Below are 15,692 nucleotides of genomic sequence, written 5' to 3'. Positions count from 1 at the left end.
CCACCTACTTAGCTCCCTTCAACTTCGGTGCTGCTTCCATGCCGGAAAGACCATTCCAGCACAAGTTAACGATGTGTGCTGCGACGGTCTCCCGCGAAGGCTCGCGCACGTCCAACCACCACTGCGCTGTGGTGGCCACCATGCCGACGAGCGCCTGGCCGTAGAGCACCGCCAGCTCGGGGTCGAGACCACGGTGTTCGAAGGCCTCACCGAGGATATGCGCAATCTGATTTACCGCCGTGTTCAACAACGTGGAAAAGCTACGCTCCTCTCCCGGCTTGGAGTCACGCACGAGGATCAAGAAACCATCGGTCTCCTCCTCCACGTAGGTCAGCAAGGCGACGACCCCCTGCTCGATGCGCTCGCGCCACGACCCCGTCTGCAGTGAATCCGTCACAACCTTCTCTAACGCGACAAGCTCGCGGTCGATGACGACAGCATAGAGGCCTTCCTTGCCTCCAAAGTGCTCATAGACCACCGGCTTGGACACACCAGCGCGTGCTGCAATGTCCTCAACGCTGGCGCCTTCGAAGCCACGTTCTGCGAAGGCCGCACGTCCTATGGAGATCAACTGCTCACGGCGCTCACGCCCGGTCATCCTTTGTCGAACCATGCCTTCTACTGTATCTCCCCCACTGGACATGGCCCGCACCAGCTAAAAGTAAGCCGCAAGCAACGGGAATGCGAGTCTTGGCCACCTGTTTAGGTCTGATACGCACCCGTCGGGTAACATGTCCCCCAGCGCTCATAATGTGAGCGCGTTTCCCCATGGTGTAATCGGCAACACTACGGTTTTTGGTACCGTCATTCTAGGTTCGAGTCCTGGTGGGGAAGCCGATTAGGATAGCCCGTCTACCTGTTTCTTTGCAGGTTGCGGGCTATTGCGCTGGCGATATCTCGGAACCTGTGGAAACCGCTCCGGGCATTTACAGACCAACAGGTAATCGCATTTGTAGCGCGCCGCACCAATAAAATGCTCGCCCACTGGGCAGAAACCTTTGACGACGTGCTCGAACGTGAATATATCCCGTATCCTACCCCATGTCCGGTGCCTCTGTTTCACTGCAGGGTGAGGATGACAGCGCTGTCCGCGAGCTAGATCGCGAGCCGAACAAATTCGCTGCCGACTCGTCACTAAACAAGCAGGAAGTACGAGAAAACGAGGAGAGGATACCATTGACTGCCCCCGACCAAGTCGCTATGTACACCACCCAAGATGGTAAAGCACACGTAAGACTCCAACTAAAAGACAACGACGCCTGGCTCACCCAGAAGCAGATGGCCGATCTCTTCGACGTCACCACAGCTTCCGTCTCGCATCATATTCAGTCAATCACACGCTCAGGCGAATTAGGTGCAGAAGCTACTTTCAAACAACTTTTGAAAGTACCAGGTCAAACCAGGTCCGTTAATCACTACAACCTAAACATGATTCTCGCCGTTGGCTACCGCGTACGAAGTCCACGCGGCTCACAATTTAGAAAATGGGCCACAGAAGTTCTACGCGAATACCTCACCAAGGGTTTTGCTATCGACGCTCAAAAACTCAAAAACGAAGGTGCTGACACCCACTTCGACGAATTACTTGAAACCATTCGAGAGATTCGAGTCTCCGAACGCCAATTCTTCCGCAAAATCTGTGACGTCATAGCCGCAACCAGCGCTGACTACCAAGAAAAGAAATCATTTAAAGAAGTCCAACAATTCTTCGCAGGGATTCAAAACCGACTTCACTTCGCCACCCACGGCCGAACCGCAGCAGAGCTAATCTGGGAGCGCGCAGACCGCACCAAGCCATACGCTGGGCTCACGACGTGGGGCGGAGAATCGCCTCACAGGAGCGACATGGGCATTGCGAAAAACTTCCTTACCGAAGACGAAGCTAGGCGTATGCGCAGGCTCACCACAATGTATTTAGACTATGCAGAAGACCAAGCCGAGATGGGAAAGACCATGCTCTTGAAAGATTGGGTGGAAAAAACGGAATCCTGGCTCGTCTTCAATGAACGCGAAGTCCTCAAAGGATACGGGAAGAGGAAGCACAAGCAGGCAGTAAACAAAGCTGAGGAAGAATGGAATGCCTACCAGAGCCAACTCGATTATAAGGTCAACGAAATAGACATGAAAGCTCTAGAAGCCGAAATCAAGACCTTGAAACAGGATAAGGATTAAATTGATTAATCTTGATGTCCTGGTTTATGCAGCGCAGGTCCGAAACTGTACCCTCCTCACAAGCTACGCAACAAGGGGTGGATAACGACATCTAGCTATGCGCCCCCTAAGATACATGAGCATCACGCGGTGGCAGTCGCCCGAGAAGTGATCGAGAAGCAGGTTGAGCGCAGTAAAGATCTTGGTCCGAAAGCACTATCGCGGACCAAACAGCGTAGCGGGCAGCTGCGTGCCCCGGGCACCGTGCATGGTTCGACGGAGCGATGACGCGTATGTTGAAAAGCGAAGGAACACATCGAGAAAGCGCTGGACGAGGGCCTCTGGGGCCGCGTGGTACTGACCGTATTGAGCAAGTCATAGGTTCAAATCTCACGAGAACCTATTTGCGTTTTCTGTTCCCTCGCCTAAAGCCCCTAATTTCAGCTTTCCGCGCTATCGATGCCACCTGCGCCGCGGTGTAGTTCAAGGGAGCAATGCCGGCTCGCGGAAGCACCCATCCGCGCCAATACGCCATAACTGCTAGGCCAAAGCCCACGAAGGGCGAGATGACCATGCCGAGGGCAAACTGGTCGAAATACGCGAAGGATGCCATCACGATTCCTGTAAGCACCGCCGGCACGGCATAGAGCGGGCTGCCGCCAAAGACCGAGGGAATCTGGCCGGAAGCAACATCGCGCACCATTCCGCCACCCACTGCGGTCAAGACGCCCAAGAATACGCAGGCAATAAACGGCATTCCATGAGTCAGCGCCTTCACGCAGCCAGTTGTGCACCACACGCCCAAGATGACAGCATCCGCGTGCTCGAGGAAGATCTCCCAGGCCTTGCCCTTTAGGTCCGTCAAGAAAGCAATGAGCGCACCCACACACGCCAGTGTGAGATACAGCGGATCAGAGATAGCCGCTGCCGGGCCGCTAGCGATCAGCATGTCACGGATCATGCCGCCAGCCAGCGCCGAAAAGAGCGCCAGGAAGACGAAGCCAATAATGTCGAATTCCCTACGGCGTGCAATCGTTCCACCGATAATGCCATTGAGCACCACACCGATGAGGTCAAAGACCTGGTACAGGGAATGGATGAGGGGGTCGACGTCCTGAATCACAGATACTGACCCTAGCGTACTGCTCACATCATGATGGTGAATTTGATTCAGTTCACTATCCCCGTGCCGCCTCAGTGTGATTCAAAGGAACCCTACTGACGGTCGTCTTTACCAAATGTGCAGACCTGGAAGTACAGACCCCCAGGTGGGCGTCGTGAAGCACCAACACATTGCTTGGCGACGCACGGGGCGAGTCTGCACTTTGGCAAGTTTCAAGCTCCTCCGCATCGGCACCCCGCTGGCACAGCTCAGCGCTAGCCGGCCGTGCCTACGAGCGAATCGTGAAAGGTTAGGCCCTCGCCTCCGGCGTCGCATAGGGGCTGCGGGAGGAGTCCACCACCTGTCCCGCGTGGGCGGAGTGGGCGGTGGCGGTTTGGTCGAAGACTAAGGCGGCGGGTTTGACGCGCACGTCGGGTTTCTCGCCTTTATTGACCATGACGTACTGCCCCATCATTCCCTCGTCCTCATGCAGCAGCATGTGGCAGTGGTACATATACGGAATGGTCTTATCCGGGAAGTGGCCGAACTCCACCAGCAGGCGCGCGGTTACCTTCGGCGGAAGGTTCACAATGTCCTTCCACCCGGAGTTGAAGACATCCATTTTCTCATCGCCGTCCCAGTCAAGAACCTTGAAGCGGGCGTTGTGGATGTGGAAGTTGTGCGGCCAATCAGAGTTCTCATTGGTCACGGTCCAGATCTCCGGGGCATCGTGGTCGATGACGGTATCCACGCGTGCCATGTCCATCTGCTCACCGTTGATCATGAAGGTGTTGAGCACGAACTCACGCTCTTCAAGGCCCTGCGTGGACGGGGTCTTCGCCGCAGCGGGGTCAAGCGTTGCCGGCAGGGCGGGGGCTTCGGGCGCGGACTCTTCCGGCCCGGAAATGGTGAGCAGGTCGAAGGAATCTTGGAAGCCGAAGTCAGCCGCATCCTTGTCCTTGGGCACCCCGAAGTTATCCTTGCGCGGCACCGAGCGCAGCTGTACCTCCTCGCCGGGCTCCAGGTCCACGATGATTTCGGCGCGCTCGCCGGGGCCGAGGAAGAGGGAGTCGACTTCCACGGGGGCGTCGAGAAGCCCCGTGTCCGTGGCGATGACGTGGAAGGGGCCGTTTGTAAGCTCCAGTGTGTAGAAGCGCATCGAAGCGCCGTTGAGCAGGCGCAGGCGGACCCGGCGCGTGGTGGCGTCGAAGCGCGCATTGGTGATGCCGTTGACCAGAGGCGTGGTGCCCAGAAGGCCCAGGGTGTTATCGCTCTTTTCATCAATCTGGCCGTCATCGGTAAACTTGGCATCCATGATGACTACCGGGATGTCATCCACGCCGTAGTCCTGTGGAATGTCGAGGTTATCGGCCACATCGTCATCGATAAGGAACATGCCCGCCAACCCGCGGTAGGCATGCGTGGCCGTGGCCATGTGCGGGTGCGGGTGGTACCACAGCGTGGCCGCGGGTTGGATGATCTCCCACTCGGGCTTCCAGGTCTTGCCCACCTCAATCGGCGAGTGCGGGCCGCCATCCGAGTAGGCCGGCAGCTTCATGCCATGCCAGTGCACCGTGGTCATTTCAATAAGGTCGTTGGTGATCTCCGCGCGGACTTTTTCACCGCGGCGGGCGCGCAGCGTGGGCCCCAGGAAGGCGCCGTTGAAGCCCCACGTCCGCGTGCGGTCGTTGCCGGGGAGGATCTCCGAGTAGCCGTCTTGGACGGTGAGCTTGAATACGCGTGTGCCGTCGACAACCTCTCCTTCCTCCACGGGCGGGATGGGCAGAGCGCGCGGCTCGCCGTCGTAGCCCAGCGGCTCCGGCTGATTCTTCGATCCCGAGGTGGAACAGGCGCTCAGCCCCATCACGGCGGCACCGGCGACAGTGAGCACGGAACCCTGGACGAACATACGGCGGGATACTGTAGGGCGAGCGGAGATAGACATGCCTCCCAGGATAGAGATCAGGTGAACCTTAGGGCCCAGATAAGGCCGAGCCGGGCTTAAGATCACAGTCATGGCTTCGCGTTCTGCATCTCCCCACGGCTCCTCACCCTCCAACGAGTCCGCCAATGCCCGCCGCTTCGTCTGGTCGAACGGCCTGCAGGGCGTGGGCGATCAATTGCTCTCTGGAAAGACAGTCCTGCCCTGGCTGTTCAGTGTGGCCGGGGTCCCAGGCTTCTTCACCGGCCTGCTGGTGCCCTTGCGCGAGTCCGGTTCCATGCTCCCCCAAGCCGCCTGGACTCCGTGGGTGCTCACCCACCCAGCTCGCAAGCGCCTGTGGGTGCTGGGCTCGGTGGGCCAGGGTCTGTGCGCGGCGATCATCGCGGCGGCTGCCGTGCTTGTCGAAGGCCCCCTCCTCGGCCTCATCGTCTGCCTCGCCCTTGCGGCGCTTGCCGTACTCCGCGCGCTGTGTTCACTGACCGGCAAGGACGTGCAAGGCCGCACCATCTCCAAGGGGCACCGCGGAGTGGTGACCGGTCGCGCTACACAGCTCGGCGGCGCAGTCACCCTTATTACTGGTGTCATCCTCGCTGTACTAGGTGAGCTCCCGCGCTGGGGTTTGGCGGCGTTGCTGGCCATCGGCGCAGCCACGTGGTTCCTGGCGGCAGCGGTCTTTCGCGGCATCGAGGAGCCGGTGCCAGAAAACTCCGGCCGGGAAGGTATGAACCGCAGCTGGTGGAAGGATACCTGGCAGCTATACACCCAGGATGCGCGCTTCCGCAGCTTCGTCAACGTTCGCGCCCTGCTGCTGGTGTCTGCCCTATCCACCTCCTTCATCGTGGTGCTTTCACAGAGCATCGGCTCGCAGGCTTTGAGTGGGCTCGGTGGCTTCGTCTTGGCCTCGGGCTTGGCCAGCCTCGTGGGCGGCCGTGTATCCGGTGTGCTCTCTGATAAGTCGTCGCGCTTGGTCATGTCCTGGGCCGCAGGTGCCGCGGCGATCATCTTGCTGGCCATCGTGGCCTGTGCGGCGTGGGCACCGACAGCGGTAAGCATGTGGGCGCTTCCCCTCGGATTTTTCCTGGTCAACCTGGCGCACGCTGCCATTCGCGTAGCGCGCAAGACCTATGTGGTGGATATGGCGGGCGAGGATAAACGCACCCGCTACGTCGGGGCCGCGAACACCATGATGGGCGTCATCCTCCTCGTGATCGGCGGTATCTCCGCCGTGATCGCTTTGGCTGGCCCCTCGGCGGCCATTTTGTTCCTGGCCTGCATCGGGCTACTTGGAGCATGGCGTGCCCGCGCACTTCCGGAGGTATCACGCGGAAAATAGGACGTACGCGTTATGATGAAAAAAGTAAGTCCTGACATCCCCAATCACAGGAGAAGCACACACTCGTGGCTGAAGTAACTAACTGCGCCGCCATCGTCCTTGCTGCAGGCGCAGGTACCCGCATGAAATCCTCAACCCAGAAGACGTTGCATGAGATTGGCGGGAGGTCACTTCTCGGCCACGCCCTCCACGCAGCCGCTGGCCTGCACCCAGAGCACCTCGTGGTCGTCGTGGGCCACCAGCGCGACCAGGTCTCCCCTGCCGTCGATGCCATCTCCGAGGAGCTGGACTGCGCGGTCTCCCAGGCCATCCAGGAAGAGCAGAACGGTACCGGCCACGCCGTGCAGTGCGGCCTGAGTGCATTGCCTGATTTCGATGGCACCGTCATCGTGACTAACGGTGACGTTCCCCTGCTACGCCCGGAGACCCTGCGTCAGCTGCATGAGGCCCACACCGGCGAAGCTAACGCCGTGACCGTGCTGTCCATGACTCTGGAGGATCCCACCGGTTACGGCCGCGTGCTGCGCGCCGAGGATGGTTCTGTCACCGCCATCGTGGAGCAGAAGGATGCCTCCGAAGAGCAGCGCGCGGTGCGCGAGGTCAACTCCGGCGTCTTCGCATTCGATGGGGCCGTGCTTCGCGACGCCCTGACGAAGCTCAACTCCGATAACGCCCAGGGTGAGCTCTACATCACCGATGTGCTGGAGATCGCCCGCGAGGCCGGCCACCGCGTCGGCGCGCACGTTGCTGCTGATCCGGAGGAGCTCTCCGGTGTCAACGACCGCGTGCAGTTGGCCGCGGCCGGCCGCCTTCTCAACCGCCGTGTGGTCGAGGAAGCCATGCGTGGCGGCGCCACCATCGTTGATCCCGATACCACTTGGATCGGCGTCAACGTGACCATTGGCCAGGACGTTGTCATTCACCCCAATACCCAGCTGTGGGGTGCGACGACCATCGCCGATGGCGCCGAGATTGGCCCCGACACCACCCTGACCAATATGCAGGTCGGAGCAGGTGCCAGCGTGGTGCGCACGCACGGCTTCGACTCCGTCATTGGCAGCAATGCGCAGATTGGCCCGTTCACCTACATCCGCCCCGGCGTCATCGTGGGTGAAGAAGGCAAGCTGGGCGGCTTCGTCGAGGCGAAGAAGGCCCAGATTGGCCGCGGTACCAAGGTTCCCCACCTGACCTATATCGGCGATGCAACCGTGGGTGACTACTCCAACATTGGTGCCTCCTCCGTCTTCGTCAACTACGACGGCGTCAACAAGCACCACACCACCATCGGCAGCCACGTGCGCACTGGTTCGGACACCATGTTCATTGCTCCCGTTACCGTCGGTGATGGCGCCTACTCCGGTGCGGGTACAGTAATTAAGGACGACGTTCCCCCGGGAGCGCTCGCGGTCTCCGGCGGCAAGCAGCGCAACATCGAAGGTTGGGTACAAAAGAAGCGCCCGGGCACGCCGGCAGCGGAAGCAGCCGACAAGGCACAGGACGCCAAGGCTGACGACCAGACCACTAACTAACGACAAGTAAAGGGATATCTACTGATGACTGGCAAGGTTACCGGCAGCAGCAAGAACATGATGCTCTTCACCGGGCGCGCTCACCCGGCGTTGGCTGAGGCTGTGGCCAAGGAGCTCAAGACCGATCTGGTTCCGACCACCGCCCGCGATTTCGCCAACGGTGAGATCTTCATTCGCTTCGAGGAGTCCGTCCGTGGTGCAGACTGCTTCGTGATGCAGTCCCACACCCAGCCGCTCAACAAGTGGCTGGTAGAGCAGCTCATCATGATTGACGCGCTCAAGCGCGGCTCCGCCAAGCGCATCACCGCCATCCTGCCCTTCTACCCGTACGCACGCCAGGACAAGAAGCACCTGGGCCGCGAGCCTATCTCCGCCCGCCTAGTGGCAGACTTGCTGGCCGCTGCCGGTGCCGACCGCATCGTGTCCGTGGACCTGCACACCGACCAGATTCAGGGTTTCTTCGATGGCCCGGTTGATCACATGCACGCGATGCCGATCCTGACCGACTACATCAAGTCCAAGTACCCCATGGACAACCTGGCCGTGGTCTCCCCCGACGCCGGCCGCGTGAAGGTGGCGGAGAAGTGGGCACACGAGCTTGGTGACGCTCCACTCTCCTTCGTTCACAAGACCCGCTCTACCACCGAAGCCAACAAGACTGTGTCTAACCGCGTCGTCGGTGACGTGGAGGGCAAGGACTGCATCCTGCTCGATGACATGATTGATACCGGCGGCACCATCGCGGGCGCAGTCCGCGTGCTCAAGGAAGCCGGCGCCAAGTCCGTGGTTATTGCCTGTACCCACGGTGTCTTCTCCGACCCGGCTCGCGAGCGCCTGTCCGAGTGCGGCGCTGTCGAGGTCATCACCACCGATACCCTGCCGCAGTCCACCGAGGGCTGGGACAACCTTACGGTGCTGTCCATCGCCCCGCTGCTGGCCCGCACCATCCACGAGATTTTCGAGAACGGTTCTGTGACCACGCTGTTTGAGACTCACTAGATTTGGTTCTGCGACAACGCTGCTGCTAAAATCTTGTGCGTCTCGGCGAGGGAGAAATCCGTTATCGACGCGATAGCACAAGTTAAGCAGTGAATCTTGTATTTAAGCCTGCGATGACTCGTCCAAGACGTCCATCGGCAGGCTTTTGTCGTATCTACACGGTCCTTCAACAGCCCTTGCCGCACAACGATACTTTTAAGGAGATTTACTTATGGCTTCTGAGCGCCCCGTAGTGAAGGCTGAAGTCCGTTCTGAGTTTGGCAAGGGCTTCGCTCGCCGTCTGCGCGCTGCCGGCAAGGTCCCGGGCGTTGTCTACGGCCACGCCGTCGACGTTCTGCACTTCGCCGTTGACCGTCTGGAAATGACCGCAGTCGTCCGTAACCAAGGTGTTAACGCCGTGTTCGAGCTGGAGCTCGAGGGCGAGCAGCACCTCGTCATGGTCAAGCACATCGACCAGAACGTCCTGACCTTCAACATCGACCACATCGACCTGCTCTCCATTAAGCGTGGCGAGAAGGTTGAGGTTGAGGTTCCGCTCGCCATCGAGGGCGAGCCGGCTCCGGGCCTCATGTTCATCCAGGATGCCGACGTGCTGCTGGTCGAGTCCGACGTACTCAACATTCCGGAAGAGATCGCCGTGTCCATCGAGGGTCTCGAGGATGGCACCGTGGTCACCGCTGGCGACATCACCCTGCCGGAGGGCACCACCCTCGTGGCCGAGGAAGACACCGTCATCGTCTCCATCTCCGAGCCGGAGGTTGATGAGGACGTCGAGGCTGCTGCTGAGGCTGCCGAGGAAGGCGGCGCTGAGGCTGGCGCCGAGTCCGTAGATGAGGGAGCTTCCGAGGAGAAGAAGGACGAGGAGTAAATCCTCCCCCCTCACCTATTTAGCGCACCGCGCCTGTTCCCCTACTTTCTGGGGCGGGCGCGGTTCGCCGTTTTAGCCCTCGCGCTGTTTAGAATGGGCAGCGTGAATTCTTCTCCCTTTCTCGTCGTTGGTCTAGGAAACCCCGGACCGAAGTACGCCGGTACCCGCCACAACATTGGCTTTGACGTGGCTGATGAACTAGCCCACGAGCTGCTGACTTCCTTTTCCGTTCATAAGAAGACAAACACGGATGTCGCCGAAGCGCGGCGTGGGGACGCCAAGGTGATCGTCGCCAAGCCGCGCAGCTTTATGAACTTGTCCGGCGGCCCCACCAAGGCCCTTGCCCAGTACTTCAACGTTCCGCATGATCACATCATCGTTGTCCACGATGAGCTGGAGCTTGACTTCGCCGCCATCAAGCGACGCCTCGGCGGCGGAGACCACGGCCACAATGGCCTGCGTTCCACCACGAAGTCTTTGGGTACTAAGGACTATCAGCGACTTTCAGTGGGTATAGGCCGACCACCTGGCCGCATGGACCCAGCCGCGTTTGTTCTCAAGCCGTGGAGCAAACAGGAAGCCCAAGAGATTCCCATCGTCTGTGCTGATGCGGTAGATGAGATTCTTCGCGCGTTAGACTAGCCGGCATGAAGCTCGCTACTCTCCGCACCAGTTTTGGCACCTGCGCTATCCGTATTGACGGCCCCAACGTGGGCACCGAACTGGATTATGAGGATGTCGGCGAATTGCTGGCCAGTCCAGACTGGCGTAAAGCCGCGCAGCTCTCCGGCGAGCCGGTGGTTTTTGACAACGCCGACCTCGCCCCCGTCCTCCCGAACCCGGGCAAGATTATCTGCGTTGGCGTCAACTACGCCAAGCATGCGCGGGAGATGGGGAGAGAACTTCCCACACAGCCCACGCTCTTCATCAAGTTCCCGGAGGCTCTGACCGGCCCCTTCGACGATGTCTATATTCCGGACTATGCCACGAAGAAACTGGACTACGAAGGAGAGCTCGCCGTAGTCATGGGCCGCCGCGCGCACCGGGTGAGCGTGAAAGATGCGCTGGATTACGTGGCTGGCTATGCCATTATGAACGACTACACTCTGCGGGATTATCAGCGCGCAACTACGCAGTTCCACGCCGGCAAATCCTTCTACCGCACCGCTGGATTTGGACCATGGTTGACCACGGCTGATGAATGGGCCCCGGGCAAAGCCGCACGGCTTAGGACGAGCGTCGACGGCGACGTGCGCCAAGATGACAACACTGATGATCTCATCTTCTCCGTGGCCGAGCTCATCGCCTTCTGTTCCTCCCTCTACCCTCTTAATCCGGGCGATGTCATTGCCACCGGAACCCCGGAAGGCGTGGGCTTCGCGCGCGGTGACCAGGCGCTGCTGGGCGACGACTCCCGCACCCGCATCAGCATCGAAGGTCTTGGGGAAATCGAAAACATCACGCGCTTCGGTGAGCCACCCGCTGCTGGTGGCTGCGGCGACGACTGCTCTTGTCACGGCCGTTAACATTCAGGCCACATACAGGATCTTCAGCGAACACGGCCTGATTTCGATACGGTGGAGCCCACATTTCCCCCGATTAACTGAGAAGGATGAGCCTTAGTGACTCTTCGTTCCCGCTTTACCGCCGCCGGCATCGCGCTCTTCGTGAGCACCGCGCTGGTTGCGTGCTCTTCAAATAAAGAGGCCGATCCCGCCCCGACGCCGACTCCCGCGCCTGTGGAAACCGTGACGGAAACAGCCGCAGCGACAGACACGGATGCGGACGACGATGCCGATGCTCAGCAGCCTGCGGACACGGCTGGCGCTGGGGCCACTGGAAACACAGAAAACTCCGGGATGCTCAGCGGCGACGAAGCATTCAAGAAAGCCTTAGCCCACGCCGGCGTTGATGCCCAGGCCGTCACGGAAAAGGAAGTCGACTACGACGATGGCGACGACGGCAAGGGCCCGCACTGGGAGATTGAATTCAAGGCCAACGGCCAGGAACACGAGCTGGATGTCGACGCCGCCAGCGGAGCGGTAACGCAACACGAGGTTGACTGATCACAAGCTCCATCAGACCCACATTTCTAACCCCCGCGGTTAGTCATTTTCCCAGCTAAGGGGTAAATTTAAAGGTATGAGTTCACAGTCTAAGAAGTCTGCCACCAAGCCGCCGAAGCTTGACAAGCAAGCCTATGAGGACGAGCTTAAGCGCCTCCAAGCCGAGCTCGTCGAGATGCAGCAGTGGGTCGTTGAGACCGGTGCCCGCGTGGTCATCATCATGGAAGGCCGCGACGCCGCCGGCAAGGGTTCGGCCATCAAGCGCATTACGCAATACTTGAACCCGCGTACGTGCCGCATCGAAGCGCTGCCCAAGCCCACCGACCGCGAGGCGGGCCAGTGGTACTTCCAGCGCTACGTTGAGAAGCTGCCTACCGCTGGTGAGATCGTCATCTTCGACCGTTCCTGGTACAACCGCGCCGGCGTGGAACGCGTCATGGGCTTTTGCTCCCAGCAGGAGTACGTGCGCTTCCTCCACCAGGCCCCGCAGCTAGAGCACATGCTCATCGAAGATGGCATCATTCTGCTTAAGTACTGGTTCTCCGTCTCTGACGAGGAGCAGCTCGCGCGCTTTAAATCCCGCCGCAACGATCCGCTGCGCCGCTGGAAGCTCTCCCCCATGGACCTGCAGTCCATCACTCGCTGGGAAGACTACTCGCGTGCCAAGGACGAAATGTTCGTCCACACGGACACCCCCTCCGCCCCCTGGTACACGGTCGAATCCGAGGATAAGAAGCGCTCACGCATCAACGTGATCAACCACATCCTCAAGATGGTTCCCTACCAGCACGTGGAGCAAGACGTACCGGAGATTCCGAGCCGCCCCGAGCTCGAGGCCGAATACGTCCGCCCGCCGCGCAACGACTTTGCCTACGTCCCGGATGTCGCAGCCGACTTGGAGCGTGCCAAGGTCAATGGCAACGGCAAGAAGCAGGGCAAGAAAAAGAAGGCCAAGAAGGACAAAAAGAAGAAGTAGTACTTTCGACATGTACTACCATGGCCGACTATGAGCTCTTCCCGCACCGCGCGTACCTTTCTGTCCTCGGTGCATTTGGGGGACGCGCTACTCGCAGGAGTCGCGGGGCTCGTAGCGGCCTTTTATTGTGCCTTGGCATTTTCCTCCCCCGGAACGGTGGAAGTTGTCGAGGCTCTCTTGTCGCTACTGTTCATACCGCTTTTCTTAGTCTGGCGCTCGAAGCCTGTCGTGAGCGCAACAGGATTCCTAGTTCTGCTCCTGGCCTGGGCTGTCATATGGATGAACCAGCTCCCCACCAATAGCGGCCTCACCCCATGGGCGTTGACCGCCCCCATGGCCGTGTACACCACCTCGCGGTACATCACCCAGAGGCTGATTCCGCGGGTGGTTCTGTTCATCACCGTGATCGGTACCTTTATCTCCCCCTTCATGTGGCGCATCGACACTGAGACCTACCTTCTGCGCTATGAGGTCGACACACCCTTCCTTGCCATGGTGGTGGCTCACTGGGCGGTGCTGGGAAGCACGTATTTCATCGCTGCCCGGTATTTTGACCGTGATCGCCAACGGGAGATACTAGCGCGCGAGCGCTTCCACCAAGCACAAGAAGAAGAACGCCTCCTCATTGCACGGGAACTTCACGATGTCCTTGCCCATTCCCTCACCCTGATTAAGGTTCAGGCTAATGCAGGCATCATTGCAGCGACTGCGGACTCCGGCGCGGCTGAAGAAGCACTTCTTTCGATCCGCGATAATGCGGATACCGCCCTGCGCGAGGTTCGCGGAATCGTCGCTGCCTTGCGCTCACCCCGACCCACGGCTCTGGAGCCTGCTCAACAACTTGAGCACATCGAAGGAATCCTCGAAGGCTTCCGCGCTGCTGGGCTGAAAGTCGACGCAAACCTCCCAGCTGAATACGCCGTGCCGTCGTTGGTGCAGATGGCATTGGTGCGCATTACCACGGAGGGCTTGACGAATGCTCTGCGCCATCAGGGCGTCGGCACGCATGTCGTGGTTGAGCTTGTACTTGATGACGCCGCCGCGCTCACCCTCACCTCCACCAATCTTCATCCCACGCCAAGCAACGTCGCGGGCAGCGGCGTGGGCTTAGTCGGAGTGGCGGAACGAGCCCGTTCGCTCGGCGGTCGCCTCGACTATTCCGGCGATGCTCATTCCTTTTCCTTGCACGCACAGATACCGATGAAGGAGACCAAGGATGCCACACAGCAGATCTAGAATCCGCGTCTTATTGGCCGATGATCAAGCAATGCTGCTCTCAGCGTTGTCTACCATCCTCACTGCGCAAGAAGACATCGAGGTCGCGGCCACCGCGGCCACGGGGGCGGATGCCGTGGCAGCAGCACTAAGCCACCACATTGATGTGGCTATCCTCGACATTCGCATGCCCGGCATGGACGGCATCGGAGCGGCTCAAGCCATACTCGAGCGCAAGCCCGAGTGCCGCATCATCATGCTCACCACATTCAATGATGAAGAACTCGTGGCGCGGTCCATCTCCGCTGGCGCCCACGGCTTCCTGCTGAAGGATGCCGACCCAGAGGTTCTTGTGACCGCCGTTCGCAACGTGGCGCAAGGAGAATCGGTGCTGGCCGCCGGGGTAACCGGCCCAGTGCTGGAGGCTTATCGCTCGGCGCTGACGCGCGAAAACCTCAGCGCCCAGGAACGCCAAGGACTCAGTCTTGTAACACGCCGCGAGATGGAAGTGCTTTCGCTCATCGCGCGTGGTGCTACAAATGCGGAGATAGCCGCCGACATGGTCATCGCAGAAACCACGGTGAAAACTCACGTCTCCGCGCTCATGTCTAAACTCGCCGCACGTGACCGAGTGGCCCTCGTTCTCTTAGCGCAGCGTGCTGGGGTTGCCTAAGCTCCTACCACGGTAGGAGGTCTGCTCGCTGAAGACCATCATGCAGGCGGATTCCTTTATGATGAGCCCCGGCGATACTGCATTTTATGAATTGCGATATCTCTTTTGAGCACATCTCGAAGTCTTTTGGTCTGCAACGAGTCCTCGATGATGTTTCCTTCCGCATCTCCCCGGGCCGCGTGCATGCGCTCCTCGGGCGCAACGGGGCAGGAAAATCGACGCTCTTTTCCATCCTCTTAGGTCTCCTGCCGCCTGACTCAGGCTCCATCAACGTGGCGGGCCAACCTTGGAACCGCAATGTGCTTCGCCGCATTGGTGCCTCAGTGAACGGGCCAGCCTTTTATGGCCATCTGTCTGCCTCGGCGAATCTTCGCGTTCACGCTCGACTTCTGGGCCTTCCTGATTCCGAGATTGACCGGGTTCTCTCCATCGCTGGGCTCAACGGCGTTGGCTCCAAGAAGGCGAAATCCTTTTCCACTGGTATGAAGGCCCGCCTGGCGTTAGCGCAAGCTCTCCTCGGCGATCCAGAGGTACTTGTTCTTGATGAGCCCCAGAATGGCCTCGATCCCCAAGGCATCATGGAATTGCGAGAGCTACTACAACAACTAGCCGCGGCTGGGCACACCGTTATCGTCAGCTCCCACCAGCTTGGAGAGGTCCTGCACCTTGCCCATGACATCACCGTCTTGGCCGAGGGCACGATTCGCTATTCCGGTTCCCTGCACGAGCTAGCTCCACGTGGTCAGTTGGAGGAGGAATTCTTCCGACTTACCTCACCTGGCCACCCCTCCCAAGCGCCTACCAACCGGGAAGGAGAGTCACGTGCCTAAGCACACTA

Annotated in this window: 15 protein-coding genes; 12 read left to right on the top strand and 3 right to left on the bottom strand. The window is 59.7% G+C overall.

Annotated elements, in window-relative coordinates; translation table 11 throughout:
* Window positions 1-4: 4 nt before the first annotated feature.
* A complete protein-coding gene (locus HMPREF2943_RS02615) occupies window positions 5-613 on the bottom strand; it encodes a TetR/AcrR family transcriptional regulator (protein ID WP_070646275.1) in 609 nt (202 codons plus the stop codon).
* Window positions 614-1,041: 428 nt separating this feature from the next.
* On the opposite strand from HMPREF2943_RS02615, the gene rhuM reads away from it, so the two are divergent.
* Window positions 1,042-2,172 (top strand): RhuM family protein, encoded by a 1,131-nt coding sequence (gene rhuM / locus HMPREF2943_RS02605; protein WP_083315637.1) that lies wholly within the window; start codon window positions 1,042-1,044, stop codon window positions 2,170-2,172.
* Window positions 2,173-2,551: 379 nt separating this feature from the next.
* Here rhuM and HMPREF2943_RS02600 read toward each other — a convergent pair whose 3' ends face one another.
* The gene (locus tag HMPREF2943_RS02600; protein ID WP_210398915.1) at window positions 2,552-3,271 is read right to left on the bottom strand and encodes a trimeric intracellular cation channel family protein; all 720 of its coding nucleotides are present in this window, start codon (window positions 3,269-3,271) and stop codon (window positions 2,552-2,554) included.
* 292 nt (window positions 3,272-3,563) lie between these two features.
* Window positions 3,564-5,198, bottom strand: a complete 1,635-nt coding sequence (locus HMPREF2943_RS02595; protein ID WP_070710713.1) for a multicopper oxidase family protein — start codon at window positions 5,196-5,198, stop codon at window positions 3,564-3,566.
* Between the two features lie 70 nt (window positions 5,199-5,268).
* On the opposite strand from HMPREF2943_RS02595, the gene HMPREF2943_RS02590 reads away from it, so the two are divergent.
* From HMPREF2943_RS02590 to HMPREF2943_RS02540, 11 genes are all read left to right on the top strand, one after another.
* A complete protein-coding gene (locus HMPREF2943_RS02590) occupies window positions 5,269-6,528 on the top strand; it encodes an MFS transporter (protein WP_070710712.1) in 1,260 nt (419 codons plus the stop codon).
* A gap of 65 nt (window positions 6,529-6,593) precedes the next feature.
* Window positions 6,594-8,057 (top strand): bifunctional UDP-N-acetylglucosamine diphosphorylase/glucosamine-1-phosphate N-acetyltransferase GlmU, encoded by a 1,464-nt coding sequence (gene glmU / locus HMPREF2943_RS02585; RefSeq protein ID WP_070646267.1) that lies wholly within the window; start codon window positions 6,594-6,596, stop codon window positions 8,055-8,057.
* Between the two features lie 24 nt (window positions 8,058-8,081).
* Window positions 8,082-9,056, top strand: a complete 975-nt coding sequence (locus HMPREF2943_RS02580; RefSeq protein WP_070529220.1) for a ribose-phosphate diphosphokinase — start codon at window positions 8,082-8,084, stop codon at window positions 9,054-9,056.
* A 211-nt stretch (window positions 9,057-9,267) separates the two neighbouring features.
* Entirely contained in the window at window positions 9,268-9,924 is a 657-nt protein-coding gene (locus HMPREF2943_RS02575; protein ID WP_070646264.1) for a 50S ribosomal protein L25/general stress protein Ctc, read from the top strand.
* Window positions 9,925-10,017: 93 nt separating this feature from the next.
* On the top strand, window positions 10,018-10,566 hold the full coding sequence (gene pth, locus HMPREF2943_RS02570; RefSeq protein ID WP_070646261.1) for an aminoacyl-tRNA hydrolase: 549 nt from the start codon (window positions 10,018-10,020) through the stop codon (window positions 10,564-10,566).
* Window positions 10,567-10,571: 5 nt separating this feature from the next.
* Entirely contained in the window at window positions 10,572-11,450 is an 879-nt protein-coding gene (locus HMPREF2943_RS02565; RefSeq protein WP_070646260.1) for a fumarylacetoacetate hydrolase family protein, read from the top strand.
* Window positions 11,451-11,546: 96 nt separating this feature from the next.
* Window positions 11,547-11,990 carry a PepSY domain-containing protein gene (locus tag HMPREF2943_RS02560; protein ID WP_246817254.1) on the top strand — a complete coding sequence of 148 codons (444 nt, stop codon included), beginning with the start codon at window positions 11,547-11,549 and terminating at the stop codon, window positions 11,988-11,990.
* A 76-nt stretch (window positions 11,991-12,066) separates the two neighbouring features.
* Entirely contained in the window at window positions 12,067-12,966 is a 900-nt protein-coding gene (gene ppk2, locus HMPREF2943_RS02555; RefSeq protein ID WP_070710711.1) for a polyphosphate kinase 2, read from the top strand.
* A 30-nt stretch (window positions 12,967-12,996) separates the two neighbouring features.
* Window positions 12,997-14,202 carry a sensor histidine kinase gene (locus tag HMPREF2943_RS02550; protein WP_070646254.1) on the top strand — a complete coding sequence of 402 codons (1,206 nt, stop codon included), beginning with the start codon at window positions 12,997-12,999 and terminating at the stop codon, window positions 14,200-14,202.
* On the top strand, window positions 14,183-14,854 hold the full coding sequence (locus tag HMPREF2943_RS02545) for a response regulator (RefSeq protein ID WP_070520856.1): 672 nt from the start codon (window positions 14,183-14,185) through the stop codon (window positions 14,852-14,854). Before HMPREF2943_RS02550 ends, HMPREF2943_RS02545 begins: the two co-directional genes overlap by 20 nt.
* 86 nt (window positions 14,855-14,940) lie before the next feature.
* The gene (locus HMPREF2943_RS02540; protein WP_070710710.1) at window positions 14,941-15,684 is read left to right on the top strand and encodes an ATP-binding cassette domain-containing protein; all 744 of its coding nucleotides are present in this window, start codon (window positions 14,941-14,943) and stop codon (window positions 15,682-15,684) included.
* The last annotated feature ends 8 nt before the right edge of the window (window positions 15,685-15,692 follow it).

The organism is Corynebacterium sp. HMSC072D12, assembly GCF_001813925.1.
Taxonomy (GTDB): domain Bacteria; phylum Actinomycetota; class Actinomycetes; order Mycobacteriales; family Mycobacteriaceae; genus Corynebacterium; species Corynebacterium aurimucosum.
This window is presented reverse-complemented; position numbering and strand designations above follow the sequence as displayed.

Excerpts from the sequence above, each read along its gene's own strand:
- HMPREF2943_RS02615 (WP_070646275.1), bottom strand. The coding sequence starts at position 613 with ATGGTTCGACAAAGGATGACCGGGCGTGAGCGCCGTGAGCAGTTGATC.
- rhuM (WP_083315637.1), top strand. The coding sequence starts at position 1,042 with ATGTCCGGTGCCTCTGTTTCACTGCAGGGTGAGGATGACAGCGCTGTC.
- HMPREF2943_RS02595 (WP_070710713.1), bottom strand. The coding sequence starts at position 5,198 with ATGTCTATCTCCGCTCGCCCTACAGTATCCCGCCGTATGTTCGTCCAG.
- HMPREF2943_RS02590 (WP_070710712.1), top strand. The coding sequence starts at position 5,269 with ATGGCTTCGCGTTCTGCATCTCCCCACGGCTCCTCACCCTCCAACGAG.
- HMPREF2943_RS02580 (WP_070529220.1), top strand. The coding sequence starts at position 8,082 with ATGACTGGCAAGGTTACCGGCAGCAGCAAGAACATGATGCTCTTCACC.
- HMPREF2943_RS02575 (WP_070646264.1), top strand. The coding sequence starts at position 9,268 with ATGGCTTCTGAGCGCCCCGTAGTGAAGGCTGAAGTCCGTTCTGAGTTT.
- pth (WP_070646261.1), top strand. The coding sequence starts at position 10,018 with ATGGGCAGCGTGAATTCTTCTCCCTTTCTCGTCGTTGGTCTAGGAAAC.
- HMPREF2943_RS02565 (WP_070646260.1), top strand. The coding sequence starts at position 10,572 with ATGAAGCTCGCTACTCTCCGCACCAGTTTTGGCACCTGCGCTATCCGT.
- ppk2 (WP_070710711.1), top strand. The coding sequence starts at position 12,067 with ATGAGTTCACAGTCTAAGAAGTCTGCCACCAAGCCGCCGAAGCTTGAC.
- HMPREF2943_RS02550 (WP_070646254.1), top strand. The coding sequence starts at position 12,997 with ATGAGCTCTTCCCGCACCGCGCGTACCTTTCTGTCCTCGGTGCATTTG.
- HMPREF2943_RS02545 (WP_070520856.1), top strand. The coding sequence starts at position 14,183 with ATGCCACACAGCAGATCTAGAATCCGCGTCTTATTGGCCGATGATCAA.
- HMPREF2943_RS02540 (WP_070710710.1), top strand. The coding sequence starts at position 14,941 with ATGAATTGCGATATCTCTTTTGAGCACATCTCGAAGTCTTTTGGTCTG.